This is a genomic window from Streptomyces sp. NBC_01352, assembly GCF_036237295.1.
GTDB classification, from domain to species: domain Bacteria; phylum Actinomycetota; class Actinomycetes; order Streptomycetales; family Streptomycetaceae; genus Streptomyces; species Streptomyces plumbiresistens.
The window spans coordinates 389000-406275 of the sequence record NZ_CP108354.1 but is presented as its reverse complement, the minus strand read 5'-3'; the positions used below and the strand labels follow the sequence as shown (position 1 = coordinate 406275).

At 68.9% G+C, this 17276-nt stretch carries 17 protein-coding genes; 3 read left to right on the top strand and 14 right to left on the bottom strand.

Going from position 1 to position 17276, the window contains the following annotated elements; translation table 11 throughout:
* Positions 1–14: 14 nt before the first annotated feature.
* From OG252_RS02070 to OG252_RS02060, 3 genes are all read right to left on the bottom strand, one after another.
* Positions 15–878 (bottom strand): fumarylacetoacetate hydrolase family protein, encoded by an 864-nt coding sequence (locus OG252_RS02070; protein WP_266452405.1) that lies wholly within the window; start codon positions 876–878, stop codon positions 15–17.
* Positions 875–1747: a fumarylacetoacetate hydrolase family protein gene (locus OG252_RS02065; RefSeq protein WP_266452407.1), complete on the bottom strand. Its 873-nt coding sequence runs from the start codon at positions 1745–1747 to the stop codon at positions 875–877. Before OG252_RS02065 ends, OG252_RS02070 begins: the two co-directional genes overlap by 4 nt.
* Positions 1748–1830: 83 nt before the next feature.
* Positions 1831–2445: a carboxymuconolactone decarboxylase family protein gene (locus tag OG252_RS02060; protein ID WP_266452408.1), complete on the bottom strand. Its 615-nt coding sequence runs from the start codon at positions 2443–2445 to the stop codon at positions 1831–1833.
* 115 nt (positions 2446–2560) lie between these two features.
* On the opposite strand from OG252_RS02060, the gene OG252_RS02055 reads away from it, so the two are divergent.
* Positions 2561–3382 carry an IclR family transcriptional regulator gene (locus tag OG252_RS02055; RefSeq protein ID WP_329333225.1) on the top strand — a complete coding sequence of 274 codons (822 nt, stop codon included), beginning with the start codon at positions 2561–2563 and terminating at the stop codon, positions 3380–3382.
* Positions 3383–3428: 46 nt separating this feature from the next.
* Here the strand turns inward: OG252_RS02055 and OG252_RS02050 are convergent, their stop codons facing one another.
* The 3 genes from OG252_RS02050 to OG252_RS02040 form a co-directional block, all read right to left on the bottom strand.
* Positions 3429–4184 (bottom strand): SDR family NAD(P)-dependent oxidoreductase, encoded by a 756-nt coding sequence (locus OG252_RS02050; RefSeq protein ID WP_266452411.1) that lies wholly within the window; start codon positions 4182–4184, stop codon positions 3429–3431.
* Between the two features lie 272 nt (positions 4185–4456).
* On the bottom strand, positions 4457–5833 hold the full coding sequence (locus OG252_RS02045; RefSeq protein WP_266452413.1) for an FAD-binding oxidoreductase: 1377 nt from the start codon (positions 5831–5833) through the stop codon (positions 4457–4459).
* A gap of 129 nt (positions 5834–5962) precedes the next feature.
* A complete protein-coding gene (locus OG252_RS02040; RefSeq protein WP_329333222.1) occupies positions 5963–6709 on the bottom strand; it encodes an SDR family NAD(P)-dependent oxidoreductase in 747 nt (248 codons plus the stop codon).
* A 675-nt stretch (positions 6710–7384) separates the two neighbouring features.
* On the opposite strand from OG252_RS02040, the gene OG252_RS02035 reads away from it, so the two are divergent.
* Entirely contained in the window at positions 7385–7927 is a 543-nt protein-coding gene (locus tag OG252_RS02035) for a hypothetical protein (RefSeq protein WP_266452417.1), read from the top strand.
* 163 nt (positions 7928–8090) lie between these two features.
* On the opposite strand, the gene OG252_RS02030 is transcribed toward OG252_RS02035, so the two are convergent.
* Positions 8091–8675, bottom strand: coding sequence for a TetR-like C-terminal domain-containing protein (locus tag OG252_RS02030; protein WP_329333220.1), 585 nt, complete (start codon positions 8673–8675; stop codon positions 8091–8093).
* Between the two features lie 142 nt (positions 8676–8817).
* On the opposite strand from OG252_RS02030, the gene OG252_RS02025 reads away from it, so the two are divergent.
* A complete protein-coding gene (locus tag OG252_RS02025; protein WP_266452419.1) occupies positions 8818–9468 on the top strand; it encodes a histidine kinase in 651 nt (216 codons plus the stop codon).
* 724 nt (positions 9469–10192) lie between these two features.
* Here the strand turns inward: OG252_RS02025 and OG252_RS02020 are convergent.
* The 7 genes from OG252_RS02020 to OG252_RS01990 form a co-directional block, all read right to left on the bottom strand.
* On the bottom strand, positions 10193–11347 hold the full coding sequence (locus OG252_RS02020; protein WP_329333212.1) for a serine hydrolase domain-containing protein: 1155 nt from the start codon (positions 11345–11347) through the stop codon (positions 10193–10195).
* Complete coding sequence (locus tag OG252_RS02015) at positions 11344–12132, bottom strand: ATP-binding cassette domain-containing protein (RefSeq protein ID WP_329333211.1); 789 nt, start codon at positions 12130–12132, stop codon at positions 11344–11346. The genes OG252_RS02020 and OG252_RS02015 overlap by 4 nt, the downstream gene beginning before the upstream one ends.
* A gap of 5 nt (positions 12133–12137) precedes the next feature.
* Positions 12138–13178: an ABC transporter permease gene (locus tag OG252_RS02010; protein ID WP_329333209.1), complete on the bottom strand. Its 1041-nt coding sequence runs from the start codon at positions 13176–13178 to the stop codon at positions 12138–12140.
* Positions 13179–13221: 43 nt separating this feature from the next.
* Complete coding sequence (locus OG252_RS02005; protein ID WP_329333207.1) at positions 13222–14244, bottom strand: sugar ABC transporter substrate-binding protein; 1023 nt, start codon at positions 14242–14244, stop codon at positions 13222–13224.
* A 168-nt stretch (positions 14245–14412) separates the two neighbouring features.
* Positions 14413–15399, bottom strand: coding sequence for an NAD(P)H-dependent flavin oxidoreductase (locus OG252_RS02000; protein ID WP_329333205.1), 987 nt, complete (start codon positions 15397–15399; stop codon positions 14413–14415).
* A gap of 340 nt (positions 15400–15739) precedes the next feature.
* Positions 15740–16651, bottom strand: a complete 912-nt coding sequence (locus OG252_RS01995) for a LysR family transcriptional regulator (RefSeq protein ID WP_329333202.1) — start codon at positions 16649–16651, stop codon at positions 15740–15742.
* A gap of 66 nt (positions 16652–16717) precedes the next feature.
* Positions 16718–17122, bottom strand: coding sequence for a tautomerase family protein (locus OG252_RS01990; protein ID WP_329333200.1), 405 nt, complete (start codon positions 17120–17122; stop codon positions 16718–16720).
* Positions 17123–17276 lie beyond the last annotated feature (154 nt).

The window sequence follows — 17276 nt, the reverse complement described above, 5'->3', positions numbered from 1 at the left end:
CGCTGGCGCGGCTCTCAGCTCCCGGACGGCTGCCGGGCGGGGCCGGTGAACTGCTGGCACATCTCGCCGATGCCCTCGATGCGGCTGACGAGTACGTCGCCATCGGTGAGGTAGCGGGGCGGGTTCATGCGATTGCCGACGCCCGCCGGGGTGCCGGTGAAGACCAGGTCACCGGGGAAGAGCGGCAGCACGGCCGAGAGCCGGGCGATGAGCTCCGGCACCGGGAAGATCATGGACTTGGTGCGGTCCTGCTGGACGGTCTCGCCGTTCAGCAGTCCGGTGATCTCCAGATCGTCGGGGTCGTCGAGTTCGTCGGGAGTGACCAGGACAGGGCCGATCGGGCCGAAGCCGGGGAAGGACTTGCCCAGGCTGAACTGGGCTGGTTTCCCCTGTAGTTGGGTGACCCGTTCGGAGAGGTCCTGACCCACGGCCAGGGCGGCCACCGCCTCCCAGGCGTGGTCCTCGCTCACCCGGTATGTCTCGCGACCGACCACCGCGACCAGTTCAACCTCCCAGTCGACCTTGCCCCGGGGGAGGGCGACACTGGTGTGCGGGCCGGTGACGCAGGCCGGGAACTTGGTGAAGACGAGCGGTTCTTCGGGCGGGGTGAAGCCGGCTTCCGCGGCGTGCGGTGGGTAGTTGAGGGCCACGGCGAACACCTGGCGGGGGCGGGGCACCGGAGCGCCGAGCGCGGTGGGGTCGACCGGGATGTCGTAGGCCTCCTCGGGCAGTCCGGCCGCCCAGTCGCGTAGGCGTGGCCAGTCCTCCAGCAGTGCCATCGGGTCGGTGGGCAGTCTGCCCTGCGAGGCCCAGCGGACGTTGGCGGCCCGGTCGCCGCTGACCACGACGGTGTGGCCGTCGAGGACGCCGAGCCTCACCAGTCCACCTTCTTGGGTGCGGGGGCCCCGTGCCCCTCCTGCCAGCTGACGATGGGAGTGCGCAGGACGCCGAGCCGCTCGACCTCTGCCTCGACGACGTCACCGGGCTTGAGGTACATCTCCGGGTCGCCGCTGAAGCCCGCGACGCCCTGGACGGTACCGGTGGTGATCAGGTCGCCGGCGCTGTAGCCCTGCGGGGAGTGGTAGGCGACGATGTGCGGGATGGAGACCGACATGCGGTTGGTGTTGGACTTCTGCCGGACCACCCCGTTGACCCGCAGTTCCATGTCGAGGTTCTGGACGTCGGGGATCTCGTCGGCGGTGACGATGTAGGGGCCGACGGGGCAGAAGGTGTCGATGGCCTTGCAGAAGGAGAAGACGCCGGACTCCATTTCTCGGCGCTGGATGTCGCGGGCGGTGATGTCGTTGAAGACGACGTATCCGGCGATGTGGTCGGGCGCCTCGTCGACGCCGAAGAACTTGCCGGGCTTGCCGATGACGACGGCGATCTCCAGCTCGTAGTCCAGCTCGCTGGTCAGGTGCTCCGGGTAGATGACCGGCTCCTCGGGGCCGACGATCGCGTCGACGTTCTGGAAGAACACGATGCCCTTGTGCATGGGGTGCGACCAGTCGACGTTCTTCGACTCGGCCTCGTGCTCACGGAAGTTGCCGGCTGTGTGGAAGAACTTCTTCGGCACGATCGGCGCGCGCAGCGTCACTTCGTCCAGCCGCAGCTGCTCACCGGTCTCCAGGACCTTGCCGTCGCGCTCGAAGTACCCGCGGGTGCTGTGGACTTCGAGGGGCAGCACGAGCCGTTCCTCGAGTTCCAGCCTGCCGACCCGCCCGTTGTCGAAGGTGATCAGCTTCACGATTCTCTGCTTTCTTTCGAAGAGTGAAAGCTAAATTCACTGTGTGAAGTTCGAGTTGAGTATTGAAGGGTCACCGTGGACTGTCAAGGCGTTGCCCAGGCGCTGAGGTCCGCGCCATCGGAACCGGATGCGCATCCCTCGCCCAGAAAGACCCGGAGCTGGAGGGCGAGCATCGAGTAGTAGCCGACCAGCGTCGTCAGCTCGAAGACGCCTCGCTCTCCGGTCACGGTCACGGCGTCGGCGTACTCGTCATCGGTCAACGTGCCGTGCCGCAGCAGTGCTGTGGTCACCCGCAAAGCAGCGCGCTCGGCCGGCTCGGTGAGCTCCGGCATCCGGCCGGCGCGCAGTGCGGCCATCTCCGGTTCGGCCAGACCGCCGCTGGTGCGGCCGACGGCTTCGTGAGCTTCGCGCTCGAAGGCGCTGCCCCAGTGGGCGGCCACGGCGAGGATCGCCATTTCCCGCACGCGATCGCTCAGCGAGGAGCTGTAGCGCACGGCCGCTCCGAGTGCCTGCGTCGCGAGACCCACCGGAGGGCTCAGCAACATGGCGTTGAAGGGGCCGCGCAACCGTCCCTCCTGGTCGGTCAGTTCGAACGCCTGCGGCCCCAAGGCGCGGGCGCCGCCGGTGATGGCCCGGTAGACCTCGGCCTGCTCCTCGTCCAGTTCGCCGGGCAACAGCCCACCCAGTCGCACTCCCATTCCGACCTCCTTGTCGCCCCATGGCGGGTGACTCTGATGACGACTTCCATACAATGAAAGTGACAGTGCTCCTCGTAGCGCCCACCATGCCCAGCAGACAGAAAGCGAGAACTTCGTGCCGCCGCGTGAACAACCGACCAGCTCCCTGCCGACCGACGGCTCCGCGGCGTCCAAACGCAGCTACCAGGTCGAGGCGCTGGCAAAGGGGCTGCGGCTGCTCGGGCAGTTCTCCGAACAGCGGTCGTCGATGAAACTGACCGACATGGCCGCCGAGGCCGGTGTGCCGCTGCCGACCGCCTTCCGGATGGCCGCCACCCTGGTGACCGAGGGGTTCCTGGAGCAGATGCCGGACGGCTCCTACCGCCCGGCTCCCAAAGTCCTCACACTGGGCTTCGCGGCGTTGCGCGGCATGGACGTCGTGGAACTCGCCGACGGGCCGCTGCGCCGGCTCGCCGCGACGACGGGCCAGACGGTCAACCTGGGCACCCTGTCCGGCGACCAGGTGCTGTACCTGGTCCGGCTGCGCAACAACAACCTGGTGACCGCGAACATCCAGGTGGGGTCGCGACTTCCGGCGGTATGCACGTCCATCGGAAAGGCCCTGCTGAGCAGCCTGGACGACACCGAGCTGGAGAAGCGCCTCACCGAGGAGTCCTTCACCGGGGCGACCGGCCCCAACGCCATCCGGTCGTTGGCAGAGCTGCGTCCGGTGCTGGCGCAGATTCGCGAGCGGGGCTGGGCGGTGCAGGACGAGGAACTCGCCTACGGGCTGCGCTCGGTGGCCGCACCCCTGTGCGACGCCTCCGGTGCGGTGGTGGCCGCGGCCAATGTGGCGGTACCCGCGATGGGGTTTCCCGTCACCCGCCTGCTCGACGAACTGCGCCCGAGCCTGCTGACCACGTGTCAGGAGATCACGCGGCTGCTCGGCGGAAGTTGAGGGACGGGGCAGCCCGCGGTGCCGTCCCGTCCGGCCACTTCTCGACTCAGACGAGTGTGCGGCCGCCGTCCACATACAGCACCTGCCCCGTGATGAATGACGCCCGTGCCGAGGCGAGGAACAGCACGGCACCGACCACGTCCTGCGGGGTGCCCAGACGCCCGGCCGGGACCAGGCTGAGCATTTCCTCCCGCATCCCGGGCCTGTCCAGGTACGCGCGAGTCAGTTCGGTCTCCGTGTAGCCGGGGGCGACCGCGTTGACGGTCACACCGTCGGCGGCCCACTCCCGGGCCATCACCTTCACCAGCTGGTCCAGTCCGCCCTTGGTCGCCGCGTAGGGGGCATGGTGCGGATGGGCGAGCCGGGAGGAGACCGAGGAGAAGAACACCATGCTCCCGTGCCCTGCCTGGCGCATCAGACGTCCCGCCGCCCGCCCGGCATAGAAGGCGCTCGACAGGTTCAGTGTGAGGATCCGGTCCCACGTCTCGTCCGGCGTGTCGACCACCGCCCGGCGGTCGTTGGTTCCCACCGCGTGCACCAGCACGTCCAGCCCGCCGAGCGCATCAGTCGCCGCCCGGACGGCCTCCTCGCACGCGATCGACGCCGTGACATCGGCCGGAATCACGTGCACATCGACGTCCGCGAGCGCCGGATCGTCCTGCAGAGCCTTGAGCTTCGCCTCGTCCACGTCCACGACGGCCAGCTGTGCCCCGGCGTCCGCGAGCCCTTGGGTGCAGGCGGCACCCAGGCCGCCGGCCCCTATGACAAGCGCACGGCTGCCCTCCATGCCCAACCAGGCCATGGCACACTCCTTCGCTTAACTTTCTACTGACGAAAGTCGCTTTCATATTTGACGATAGGCCTGCGGTGGTGCGATGTCCATCACGCTTGCCACCTGCAGCCCTTGGCCTCCGCCAGATCGCGACGCTTCTGTTTGCCGCTGGTTGGCGGGCCTCGATGCCGAAGGTGGTCGACGGATGTGGCGCGGACCACCGTCCCTGTGGAGGGCGATGTCACGCCCCGCACGCCTGGATCCGTACCAGGTGCGATTGGCGCGGCGGTGCGGCGAGCCGGTCAACGGGCGCCCGAGTCAGATGGTGTCTCGCCCAACAGGAACGACACGAAACGGCGGTCCGGATCCCACCGGTCACGCAGGGGTCCGAGACGGGACAGAGCGTCGGCGGAGAAGTAGGCGTCCGGTCCCAGTCCGCGGGACGCCATCGAGTCCGCGCCGATCTGGCTTCCGACGGCCACCGGTTCCAGTTGCCGGGCATGGTCGGTGACCCACGACTGCAGCTGGGCGTCCTGGCTTGGATCGTCCCCCACCGCGACCACCTCGATCAGGGTGTCGCCGAGCAGGGAGAAGGCCATGTCCGGCAGTTCGGGGACCCCCGCGAGGTTCTGCCAGTTGATGTGTGACCGGGGCGTGGGGAGCGAGGTGAGGGCTGCGTCGAGGGCCGGCACCAGGGCGGATGCCGCCGCGCTCGACATGATGTTGTCGTGCGCGTATCGAAGACCGGCCGGGTACAGGTCATCGACGCCCGTGAGGTGCTGCACGCTCCCGACCGTGGTGCCGTCATCGCCCCAGATCGCCTTCTGCCGCAGAGGGGCGTTCGTGAACAGCGCGAGCGCATCGTCGGCCTCGCGCTCGGAGTCGGCGAAGGCAACCGTGCCCAGCAGCATCGTCGGCCCGTCCGGCGAGTGGGTCACGTGCTGGGTGACACAGAGGGCCTGATCCACGATCGGTGACATCTCGTGACGGATCTCGTGCAGCCAACTGAGGAGTTCACCGCGCGCCGCGAACGGGTAGTTGTGCGCGGCGGCCTTGATCACGGCCGGCTTCGGCTGCATCTCCAGGTGGAAGGCGGTCACGATGCCGAAGAAGCCGGGACCTGCGCCTCGGGCCGCCCAGTAGAGATCGCTGTTCTGCGACTCATCAGCCCGCACCACTTCACCGTCCGCCGTGACCACGTCGACGGCCCGGACCAGACCACACCCGGGACCGTACGCACGCCAGTTCCATCCCAGGCCCCCACCGAGCAGGAAGCCCCCCACCGCCACCGTCGAACAGTGGCCGTGGGGGAAGAGCAACCCCAGCGGATCCAGCGTCAGGTCGAGGTCCTGTCCGATGGCCCCGGGGCCGACGACCGCGGTCCTGGCCCGGGCCTCGATGTCGATGCTCGAAAGGCGGGACACGTCGATGAGGAGCGCGCCCTCACGAACACCCGCGGCGGAGGTGCTGTGCCCGCCGGCGCGGACGGAGACCTGGAGCCCCCGCTCCTGCGCCAGCCGTACAGCAGTCGCGACATCGGCGGCATCCTCGGCCAGCACGATTCCGGCCGGACGCCTTGGAGGCTTACGGCCGTTCCAGACGGCGTCGCGGCGAGCTTGCTCGTAGCCCTGATCCTCCGACCACAGCAGCTTCCGCTCCAGTTCTCCCGCGAGTGTCACGTTCTTCCTTTCGATGGGGGCGCCGGGCGCTCAGGCACCGGTGAGGTGATCGAGGACAGCCGAAACGGTTCAGGTGAACGCCTCATCCGGCGTCACGCCAAAGGTCCAACAGCAGGTGCGAGACCGAAGTCAGCGGCGCGTGATTCCTCCGTCGACGACGATGATCTGGCCGGTGATGAACGCGGCTTCATCGGAGGCAAGAAATGCCACGGTGTTGGCGATGTCCTCCGGCTTCCCTCGCCGCTTCAGGTCCTGCATCCGCACGGTCTGGTCGAAGAACTCTTCACTTACTGCCTGGAGAGTCGTGGCTGTCTGGATCAGGCTGGGTGCGACGGCGTTGACCGTGACGTCATGGCCGGCCAGATTCGCCGCCAGCACGTGTGTGAGTCCGTTGAGGGCGCCCTTGGAGGAGGCGTACGCGACAAACGGTGGCGGGGTTGTCCAGTAAGCCGCCGCCGTTATGTTGATCACTCTGCCGGCGTCGGAATGCTTGAGGTCGCCGAGGAATGCCTTGGCTGTCAGGAACGGACCGTCCGCGTTGATCGCGAAGGTGTGTTTCCAGTGCTCGAATGTCGCGTTGTCGAAGTCGGCGAGGGGCACGATGGCCGCATTGTTCACGAGGATGTCGACAGGGCCCAGTGCGTCCCGGACCTCCCCGGCGAAGACATTCACCTGCGCCTCGTCGGACACGTCGACCTTCGCACTGAAGAACCGCTGCCCGGTCGCTTCCACGAGCGCCCTGGTCTCCTCCGCCGGGTTGATATCGGCAACCGCGATGTCGGTGCCTTCGGACGCCAGTTTTCGGGCGATCTCCCGGCCGATTCCGGCACTACCGCCGGTCACCACGGCAATTCTGTCCGTCAAACGTCCAGCCATGACACAACTCCTTTGTTCCGGCGGGCGAGAGAGGTTCGTAACCGTCGCCTGCGCCCCCAGGTGTCTCCGAGTGCGATGTCCCGGGTGCTGATCCGTGAGGTGCCTCCGTCCCGCAGGCGTCCGTGCAGCGGGTGGGGGCGGCAAGAGGTCTCGGGCTCGTCCCGGCGGTCGTGCCTTCGCTGGGCATGGCGTCCTCCCTGTCCGTGCGACGGCTCGGCGTGGATCGGCTGCGGTCGGCCGGTCCGGGCACGCGCCATGCTGCGTGGCCCCGGCGCAGGGAGGAACAGCACCTTCCGATGATTGGAAACGAGGTGCGGCGCAGCCCGGGCAGCCGACGCCGGCACCCGCCGGCAGCGCACGAGCGGCGTACGACGAGACGGGCGGGGAGTGTGACGGACCTGGGCGTCCGTCCCTCGACGCCTCCCGGAACAGCCGGGCCATCCTGACAAGCTCTTCCCGCTCCAGGCTGCTCAGGTGAGCATCGGTCGGGGGGCCGGCCTACTCACAGCGGTCTCGACGGTCGAACTTCTGACGAGCAGTGAGAATCGCCTTCTTTGAACCACAACTGACAATGGCTGCTCCGGGCTGAAGCCCTTTCCGGGTGTCTCATGCGCCTGACCCCACCGCCCGGGCATCACCCGCGCCGCTGCAACGTCCGTCCGATACGGTTCCGCCATGTCCGATCTCGACGCTCAGCAACCGTCGGCCTCCGGCTCCCCGGAACCCTCCGCCCAGAAGCTCGAAGCCCTGGGGGAGCGGCTCAAGGAACGGATTTACGCGGTGATCACCATGCTCGCCGTGATGGTCGGCCTGGCGCAGAACACGCATACCCGGCACAGCACGGCGGCGCTGTACGTCACGGGCACCGCGGTGGGCTTGTGGCTGGCGACATTGGTGGCCGACATGCAGGCCCACCGTGTCGTTCACCAACGGTTGGCCAACCGCCGCGAGGTACGACACCTGCTGTTCGTCAGCAGCCCGCTGCTCAGCTGCGCCGCGGGCCCGCTCCTGATGATCGGGCTGTCGGCGGGCGGCGCCCTCGGTCTGTCCACCGCGCTGTGGATCGCGGTCGGCGTGGACGTCGCCTCGATGGCGGTCTGGGGCTTCACGGGCGGGCGGCGGATGGGCGGTGGCGTACTGCTTTCCGGTGTGGCGGGGCTGATGGATGCGGCGATCGGCTCGGGCGTGGTGATGGTGAAAGTGATCACTGGGCACTGAGCGCGGCGGCAGGGATGTCCCTGGTCTGAGCGTCGCCTTCAACCGTCGAGGGCGCGCCCCTGGGGGACGAAGCCGGACGCGGCCGTGAGGAGTCGGTGCGCCGGTCGACTGCTGCTCGCACCGTTCGGTATCGGACGGCGTGCGGCTGTCATGTGTGTGGGTGTCATGTGTGCGGCTGCCAGGTCGCTAGGGCGGCGTCGACTGTGTCGGCCACCGTCTCCCTGTCCGGCTGTGCGCCGAGCATGAGCCGCAGGAAGAGCAGAGGGCCGAGGATCCGGGAGGCCAGGTCCCGGGTGTGTTCTTCGACGCCAGAGCGCAGTTCACCGCGTGCGACGGCGGCGGCGAGCGCGTCGGTGAGGTGCTCGCCGGCGCGGCCCGACATCTCGTCGCGCAGGCTTCGTACCGCCGGGTCCCGCTCCGCGCGCTCCATGATCGTAGCGATGACGGAAGCGGAGACCGGACGGTTGAGCCAGTCGGCCTGCTGCTGCAGGTACGTCACCAGCTCGTCGCGGAACGGGCCGTGGCCCAGGGTGAGCACGGGGTGGGCGGCGCTGGTCAGGGTGTCCAGGAGGAGGGCCTGCAGGTCGGGCCAGTGCCGGTAGACGGTGGCGCGGCCCACTTTGGCTCGTGCGGCGACGGCGGCGTGGGTGATGTGTCCCGGCCCTCCTTCGGCGAGGAGTTCGGTCGCAGCGGCCAGGGCGGTGGCGCGGCTGCGGCGGGCTCGGGGGTCGTCGTTCGTACGAGGCATCGGGGCACCATTCTTTCCGAGTAGTTTGTGAGACGACTTGACTCACAAGCTAGCTCTGATACATACTGTCTCACAGATGGCTCGGAAGCCGCGGCAGCGGGCCCCGCACGTCACCCACCCCTTGAGGCCAAGGAGACAGCTCATGCCTGTGACCATGAACGAGAACGCCATCGCCCTCCGTTTCGCCGACCGCGCCACCGCCTACCAGGCACTCAGCGAGCTGAAGCACCTAAACTCCGCCACCACCGAGGTCCGCGGCGCCGTCCTGATCGAGCGCATGGAGGACGGCACCGTCCATTTCCCCGAGGGCATGGACACGGAGTCCGGACGCGGCACAGCGGTCGGCTCGCTTATCGGTTCGCTCGTCGGCGTCCTTGGCGGGCCCCTCGGCCTGTTGATGGGCTGGGGCATCGGTGCGCTGATCGGCGGAGGCCACGACTACAAGCGGGCCACCGAAGCGACCGAGGCCGTCGGTGCCTTCACGCCGCATGTCCCGCCGGGCGGCACCGTCATCCTGGCCGGGGTCGAGGAGGCCGACACGGAGGCTATGGACCTGCTGGCCACGCGCTACGGTGCGGCCCTCGAGCGCCGCCCCGCCGACGAAGTGCGGGCCGAACTGAAGGCGATGGAGAAGGCGGCCGACGAGATCAGGAAGCAGGAGGCCAAGGACAAGCGCGACGGCAAGCGCGCCGAGCGCGAGCGCAAGGCAGGCGAGCGGAAGAGCAAGGACGGCGCTGACACGTCGGGGGCGAACCTTGCCACGGCCGACACGTCCTCCACAGACGCGGGGTAACACCCCCCTGCCCCGCAAGGTGGGGGGCGGGCCGGCCAGGTCCGCCTCCCACCGTCTTCATTCGTTGCAGACTTGATGCCGCGTACAAGTCAGCCTGGTCGCTGTGTGAGATCGCTTCGCGGCGGTTCGGTCTTCGCCTTCCGGCCCGGCTACCTCCCACTCGCCTCGTCGATCTGGGAGATGGGCGGATCCGTCCAGCCGACTGGGCTCCGGCTCCGGGGCAGACGCCGGTGGTATGGAACCGGCTGCGGTAGCCACCCGGCGAGACTCCGCAGGACCAGCCGCGCGCAGTGTGCCCAGTGGGTCGTCGCGCGGTGTCCGTTCGGTACCCCGAGGGCAGCCAGCCTGAAGACCCCGGTGTGGATGAGGCTGGTTTCTCGGCGGCGAGACCGAGGGGGCCGACGCGCTTCGGGCCGCGGGCCGCGGTACGCGAACGCGCCGAGCGCGACTGCGACATGGATCTGTGGGTGCTCGACAAGGACGGCAACCTGCTGTCCGACCCCATCGACGGCTGGTCGTCACTCCGTAGACCCCGGGTATGCAGAGCGGCGTACCCGGCCTGCACCGCCCGTGAGGACGGGAACGGTGCGATGAACGACCCGGCCGCGGAGGCCACGCTCCCTTCCCCTCGGGAGACCGCGGCCGGGTCTCTTCCCATCCGGCATCGGCATGAGAGGCAGGGCGGTGCACCTGGTGATGCGGGAGACGGCGAGTAAAGCACTGATCACAGTGCCGCGGCCACCGCCGAGAGCAGGCGCCACAGTCGGGTGTGGGGCGTGGGGTCGTGGATGGCGCGGTTGGTGAGGTAGGCGAGCGAGATGCCGGATTCCGGGTGGGCGAAGGCAAGGTGTCCGCCGAGGCCGTCGTGGCCGAGTGAGCCGTGGCCGAGCATGGGCTGGCGTGGGGACGACAGCGCGAAGACAGTGCCGAAGCGGGTGGGCTGGTCGACCAGGACCTCGTCGGGCCCTGAGGCCTGCTGGCGTCGGACACGGTCAACGGTGGTGGGTGAGATGGTGCGCAGGGGGCCGTCGACCACGCTGGAGTAGAGCCGTGCCAGTGACCTGGCGTCGAAGACGCCGTTGGCGGCGGGGATCTCCGGCTGCCACATCGCGGGATCGTTGAAGAGATCCGCGGTGACGACGGGGTTGTTGAAGGTGGCGTGCGTGAGCGTGCCCGGCCTGTCGGCGGCCGAGGCCAGGAAAGCGCCGATTCCCGGTGTGGGAGCGGCGTCCTGGTAGCGGACGACGCGATCGTTGTGCTCGGTGGGCAGACCTATCCATGCCTGCGGGTCGCTGTCCTGGGCGAAGCGCTCGCGCAACAGGGCGCCGACGCTCTCGCCGCTCGCGCGCCGCGCGACCTCGCCCACCAGGTAGCCGAGGGTCAGGGCGTGGTATCCGTGCCGGATGCCCGGATACCACGCCGGCTCCTGTCGGGCCAGGCGTCGCACGCACCCGTCCCAGTCGGCAAGGTCGGCCTTGGTCACCGGCTCGTCGAAGGCGGGCAAGCCGGCTCGGTGCGAGGCCAGTTCACGGACCACGACGCCGTCCTTGCCGGCCACGCCGAACTCCGGCCAGTAGGCCGACACCGGCGCGTCGAGATCCACCTCGCCCGTATCGACCAGGCTCGCGAGCACCAGGCCCATGACGCCCTTGGTCACGGAGTACCCCACGTGCAGGGCGTCCTCGGGGTACGGCGTCCCGCTGGTGTCCCGGGCGCCGCCCCACAGGTCCACGACCAGCTCGCCGTGGTGGTAGACGGCGACGGAGGCGCCGATGTCGTCGCCGTTGCGGAGGTTGCTCTCGAAGGCGTCGTGGACGCCTGAGAATCGGGGCGACGTATAGCCGAATGCCGTCGCCACCGGCGTGTGCATCGTGCTCATGCCTGCTCACGCTCCAGTTCCTCCATCGCCGCTCCGCCCGCCATCAGGTCGATGACCTCGGCGGCCTCCTTCTCGCCGCGCGCGAACGAGGCGACGAGCCGGCCGTGGGCGATGACGGCGAAGTGGTCGCCGACCCGCAGAGCTTGGTGTGCCTGGTGAGTGATCAGGACGACGCCGATGCCCCGGTCCCGTGCCGTTTCGACGGCCTGCAGGACGGTCTCGGCCTCGCGGACGCCGAGTGCCGAGGTCGGTTCGTCCAGGATCAGCACCCGGGCGCCGAAGTGCAGGGCGCGGGCGATGACGAGGGCCTGCCGCTCGCCGCCGGACATGGTGCCCACCAACTGGTCGGCGTCTCGGATCCGGCGGATGCCCAGCTGCTGGATCTCCCGCAGGGCGATCCGGGCCGCCGTCGCGGCGTCGAAGCGGCGGAACAGGCCGCGGCCCTTGGTGGGTTCGGCCCCGAGGAAGAAGTTGCGGGCCACGCTCATCAGCGGGACGGTGCCGGCGCCCTGGTGGACGGTTGCGATGCCACGGTCCAGGGCGTCGCGTGGGCCGCCGAGCGTCACGGGCTCGCCGTCGATGAGCATCGTGCCCTCCGTGGGCGTGTACACCCCGGAGAGGATCTTGATGAGGGTGGACTTGCCGGCCCCGTTGTGCCCGAGCAGGCAGAGCACCTGGCCGGGGCGGACGGTGAGCGAGATGTCCGAGCAGGCGCGTACCCCGGTGAACTGCTTGGTGACGCCCTGGAGTTCGATCAGGGGATGGTCGGTCACGGTGGTTGTCATGAGGGTCACCTGCCACTCAGTGCGAGCTTGCGGAAGTAGTTGTTCGCCATGACGGCGACCAGCAGGAGGGCGCCGAGGAAAAGCTGGGCGTAGTCGGTGTTCCAGCCGGTGTAGAAGATGCCGATGCTGACGATGCCGTAGGTCGCCGTGCCCAGGAGGACGCCGAGGGTGGAGCCGTAGCCGCCCTGCAGGAGCACTCCGCCGATCACGGCGGCGATCACGCCGTCGAAGATGAAGCTGGAGCCACGGGTGACGTCACCCCCGCTGTAGGTGATCGTCTGCAGGACACCGACCAGTGCGGCACCGGCGGAGGTGGCCATGAAGAGCCCGACCTTGACCCGGGCGGTCGGCACGCCGGCGTCCCGGGCCACTTCGGGGGCCCCTCCGGTGGCGTAGATCCAGCTTCCGGTGCGGGTGCGGGTCAGCACCCACCAGGCGACCAGGGTGATCGCCAGCCACCACACGATGGAGATCTGGAACTGACCCGCCTTGGAGCCGAACACGGCCTGCACGCTCGGCTCCGGCGTCAGCGTCACCGCCGTACTCCCTGACAGGGCGCGGCTGAGGCCCAGGGCGCCGCCGCCCACGACCAGCGAACTTCCCAGGGTGACGATGAAGGAAGGCAGCTTGGTGCGGGTGGCGACGAGGCCGTTGACCAGCCCGACCAGCAGGCCGAAGCCGATGGCCAGAGGGATCGATGCCCATTGGGGCATGGTGTAGGTGCCGCTGGCGATGGCCACGATCGCCGACGTGGCGCCGACGACGGAGCCGATCGACAGGTCGAACTCCCCGGCGATGAGGAGCAGCGCGACCGGGGTGGCGACCACTCCCAGTTCGGCGGCGGTGTCCAGCCAGCTCGCGGTGCCGTCCACGCTGGTGAAGCCCGCGCCGGACGCGGTCACCAGGAAGAAGACGTACACAGCGACAGCGCCGATCAGCGCGCCGAACTCCGGGCGCCTTGCCGTGCGTGCGATCAGTGAACGGGTGAGGGGTTCGCTCTGCTGGTCCGGCACAGCGGGCGCCGGAGCCGCTTGGTGAATGGTCATGAGTGCTCTCTCCTGAAAACGAGTGGTCTGCTGCTGCGGCGTCTCAGGAGGCACCGCGGATGCCCTGGTACGTCTGGTTGATCTTCAGCGCGACGCCCGCGCTGTCCTTGTCGATGACCAGCGGACCGGTGAGCACCGTGCCGGAGGGCGCGATCCCGTACTGCACGTACTGCTTGGCTATCAGGACGCCGTAGTACGTCTGGAGGTAGGGCTGCTGGTCCATGGCGTACTGGATCTTGCCTGCCTCGACGTCCTTGAGGACCTTGGTGGACAGGTCACCGCTGCCGATGGTCAGCTTGCGGCCGGCGTTGTTCGCCGCGGTCAGCGCGCTCTCGGCGACGATGGAGCCCGTGGTGAACACACCGTCGATGCTCTTGTCGGCCTTGAGCGCGCCCGCGATGGCCTGGGTGACCTTCGTCGGGTTGGTCGAGTTCTGGTACGGGATACGCAGCGAACTCGCCCTGCCACCGGCCTTCTTGAGTGCGTCGGTGTAGCCCTGGCAGAGCTGCTCCAGGGCGGGGTTGCCCGGGACCGTGTTGACGCACAGCCCCTTCTTCACTCCGAGCTTGGCCGCTTGCAAGCCCGACCTGGTGCCGGCGACCGCCGGCTCGATGCCGACGAACGAGAGGGCGCCGAGCTGTTTCCAGTCCGTCACGCCGGAGTTGATGACGACTACCGGAATGCCGGCCTTGATCGCCGCCTTGATCTCGGGGCTCTGGGCCTCGGGGAAGAAGTTGCCGACCACGATGGCGTCCGGCTTCTTCGCCATGGCCGCCTGCATCAGCTTGGCCAGCGTCGGGCCGGAGGCGTCGGTCGAGGTCGGGCTGAGGTACTCGGTGGAGACGTTCAGCTCCTTGCCGGCGTTGTCGGCGCCGGTCTTCATCGCGCCGAAGAACGGGTCGCTCAGCGGGCCGGACACGACGACCACGGACAGCTTGCGGCCGGAGGAGCTGCCGGAGCTGTCCGAGTCGGCGGAGTCGGTGCGCTTGGAACAGGCGGTGGTGACGGCGGCGGCGGCGACGACCGTCGCGATCAGGACGATGCGTGATCTGCGGGAGTGGGACATGGCTGCTCCAGGGGTTGGGGTGGGTCAGTGGTGACGGGACGGACTAGGGGGAGGGGGGGCAGGGGAGACGGGCGCTGGTCCGGATGACTTGGTGGGGGCCGGGTGGGGGGCGAATCCGCCGGGTCGGGGTGCCGTACCGGGGGCGCGCGCCCTGCGGGGAGGGCTGGCTCAGCCGCTGACCGCGGTGGTCTGCGGCGCCCAACGGCCGAGGCGGGCGGCGGCATCCTGCGCCATCCCGCGCACCACTTCACCGGCGGGCAGGATCTCCTGGACCAGACCCACGCCCTCGCCGACGATCATGTTCGCGACGTCGAAGTCCTGCTGCGAGACAGCCGCCTCGAACTCCGCGGCGGCCTCGGGGAGATGTGCGCCGAGTTCCGACTCCCGCCCGTGCCACCGGTCGATGAAGTGGTTGCGAAGCAGGCGCCCGTTGTACTCGGCGGGCCAGTCGTACTGGCGCACGATGTCGTAGACGCTCGTTCGGACGGTGTCGTCGCCGCTTGCGGCCACCGCGCGGGCGTGGGCGCGAGCGGAGACCGCTGCTTCCCCGGTTGCCCAGAAGCGGGTTCCGACCAGGACACCGTCCGCGCCGAGGGCGAGTGCGGCGGCGAGTCCGCGACCGTCCGCCACCCCGCCTGCGCCCAGCAGGAGCGTGTGCGGAGAGCGCTCGGCGATCAGGTCCGCGACATCGGGTACGAGGGTGAACGTCGACCGCGTCCCGACTCCATGCCCGCCGGCCTCCCCGCCCTGCGCGACAATGACGTCAGTTCCGGCGTCAAGGGCCTGGCGGGCCTGGTCGAGCGTATGGACCTGGCACAGCAGCGGTATGGCCGCGGCGCGGATCCGGTCGGCGAACGGGGCCGGGTCGCCGAAGGACAGCATGACCGCGGCGGGCTGGTACTCCAGGGCGACATCGAGCAACTCGGAGTGGCGGGCCAGGCTCCAGGTGATGAAACCGCAGCCCACCCGGGTGCCGGCCGCTGCGTCGAATTCCCGCTTCAGCCACTCTCCGTCGCCGTAGCCTCCGCCGATCATGCCGAGTCCACCCGCGGTGGTCACCGCGGTGGCGAGCGGGGCCCCGGAGACAAGGTCCATCGGGGCGAGCACGACGGGGTGCTCGATTCCGAAGGCGTGGGTAAGGCGCGTTGTCAGCAAGGCGAAGTCCCCTTCGTCCGGGCATCCGCCCGACAATGCGGCGGGCGGTGCGGCGTTAGGAGGACAGTAGGTTCGCCGAGATTTCATATCCAACGATTGGTTGCGATGGGAGGCATCGCTGGAAGAGAACCTTCCGATGGCCGACGAGCGTCAGGACGGTGACCAAGCGGCCTCGGGGAAGTGAGACACGCCCCAACGGCGCCCGGCACGGCACGTTGACGCGCTACCGCATCAACCGTGGGGCGGGCCGCCAGTACCAGGCCGACGCGCAGCACGCCGACGCACCACACCGGACGACGCGGAAACGCACCCCACTTCTCCGAGGCCGCTTTGCCGTCGCTCAGCCGGTTGCCGTGGAAGAACCCCCGACCATCCGCAGGACGGGCGGAGCCTGTTCCGCGGCCCGCGCGTGCGTGAGGAAGCGCGTCAGGGCGGGCGAGGGCGGTGTGTCCACGCGTTGGACGAAGACGGTCTGAGCGCGTGCCTCCTCCTCCGGCAGCTCGTGTACGCGAAGCTGTTCCTGGGAGACGTGTCGCTCGACCACGGCGGCAGGCAGCAGGGTGAGGCCCATGGCGGCCCCGACGCAGCCGAGGATGCCGTCCAGGGTTCCGAATTCCATGCAGCGAACACTGGCAGCGCCCCGCGCCTGCAAAATGCTTTCCAAGCGCCTGCGGTATGAGCAGCCGGTACGGAAAACCAGGATCTTGGGGTCGCGCATGACGGAGTCCAGGTCGGTGACCCGGCGTGCCGTGACGAGGACGAGGCGTTCCTCGAAGATCGCGGTTTCCACCATGTCGCGCTGTCGCACGGGGCCACTGACCAGCGCGCCGTCGAGCCGGTACTCCAGGACATCCCGGACCAGCTCATCGGTCGGCCCTGTGATCAGCGAGAGCTCGACGCGGGGACAGTCCTCCGCGAAGGCTGCCAGCACCGGGGGAAGCCGCAGGCCCGCCGTGGTTTCCATCGACCCGATCCGCAGTGGTCCGCACGGATCGGTCTCATCACCGATGACATGCCGCGCGTCGTCGACGAGCCTGCTGATGCGCTCGGCATACGGCAGCAGCTGCTCGCCCGCATTGGTCAGCGCCACGCCCCGGGCATGCCGACGGAACAGCGGGGCGCCGAGCTCCTTTTCCAGCGCGTGAATCCGTGCGCTGACATTCGACTGCACGGTGTGCAGTTCCTGAGCGGCCTTGGTAATGCCCTGCGTGCGCGCGACGGTCAGGAAGACCCGCAGGTCGGACAGTTCCATGGCGACCTCCACATGGGCCTGGGGTGGCCAGAAGCATACCTGCGGGCGGTTACGGGGTGGATGATCTCAGCGGCCGGGGACGGGCAGGACGCCTTCGGTGTACTGGGCGCGCCCGTGGCCGAAGGACCAGTCCTGAGGACCGTTCTCCATGATGCTGATGAAGACGTCCTCGCCGCTGATGCCGAGGGCTTCCAGCTGCTTGGCGATGGTGTGGTAGACGCGTTGCTTGACCTCAGTGGTGCGTCCTGACTGGGTGAAGATCTGGATCATCACCATGCGATCGGTGCGCTCCAAGCCCAGGCCGGCGTCGAGGGCGATGATGTGATCGGCGTCGTGCTCGGTGATGATCTGGAACCTGTCCCGCTCGGGGATGTCCAGCACGTCCACGAGTGCCCGGTGTGTCGCGTCGGCGACCGCCCGCACTTCGTCGATACGGCGTCCGCGGATGAGATCGATACGTACGAGTGGCATGTGTCGCTCCTTGAGCATGTGTTGCTGACGTTATGCCGTCGGCGTCGCGTTCACCGCCCCCGGGACCGTGGACCGCGGGGACGGCCAGTACGGTCAGGTGGCCGCCGCCGTCCGCGCGGGGCAGAAAATGGCTGGTCCACGGAGAAAGGCCGAC

Bases quoted from the DNA above. Each gene is read 5' to 3' on its own strand.
- OG252_RS02040 (WP_329333222.1), bottom strand. From the start codon at position 6,709: ATGGCTGGACGTTTGACGGACAGAATTGCCGTGGTGACCGGCGGTAGT.
- OG252_RS02005 (WP_329333207.1), bottom strand. From the start codon at position 14,244: ATGTCCCACTCCCGCAGATCACGCATCGTCCTGATCGCGACGGTCGTC.
- OG252_RS02020 (WP_329333212.1), bottom strand. From the start codon at position 11,347: ATGAGCACGATGCACACGCCGGTGGCGACGGCATTCGGCTATACGTCG.
- OG252_RS02025 (WP_266452419.1), top strand. From the start codon at position 8,818: ATGCCTGTGACCATGAACGAGAACGCCATCGCCCTCCGTTTCGCCGAC.
- OG252_RS02035 (WP_266452417.1), top strand. From the start codon at position 7,385: ATGTCCGATCTCGACGCTCAGCAACCGTCGGCCTCCGGCTCCCCGGAA.
- OG252_RS02060 (WP_266452408.1), bottom strand. From the start codon at position 2,445: ATGGGAGTGCGACTGGGTGGGCTGTTGCCCGGCGAACTGGACGAGGAG.
- OG252_RS01995 (WP_329333202.1), bottom strand. From the start codon at position 16,651: ATGGAACTGTCCGACCTGCGGGTCTTCCTGACCGTCGCGCGCACGCAG.
- OG252_RS02015 (WP_329333211.1), bottom strand. From the start codon at position 12,132: ATGACAACCACCGTGACCGACCATCCCCTGATCGAACTCCAGGGCGTC.
- OG252_RS02030 (WP_329333220.1), bottom strand. From the start codon at position 8,675: ATGCCTCGTACGAACGACGACCCCCGAGCCCGCCGCAGCCGCGCCACC.
- OG252_RS02050 (WP_266452411.1), bottom strand. From the start codon at position 4,184: ATGGCCTGGTTGGGCATGGAGGGCAGCCGTGCGCTTGTCATAGGGGCC.
- OG252_RS01990 (WP_329333200.1), bottom strand. From the start codon at position 17,122: ATGCCACTCGTACGTATCGATCTCATCCGCGGACGCCGTATCGACGAA.
- OG252_RS02010 (WP_329333209.1), bottom strand. From the start codon at position 13,178: ATGACCATTCACCAAGCGGCTCCGGCGCCCGCTGTGCCGGACCAGCAG.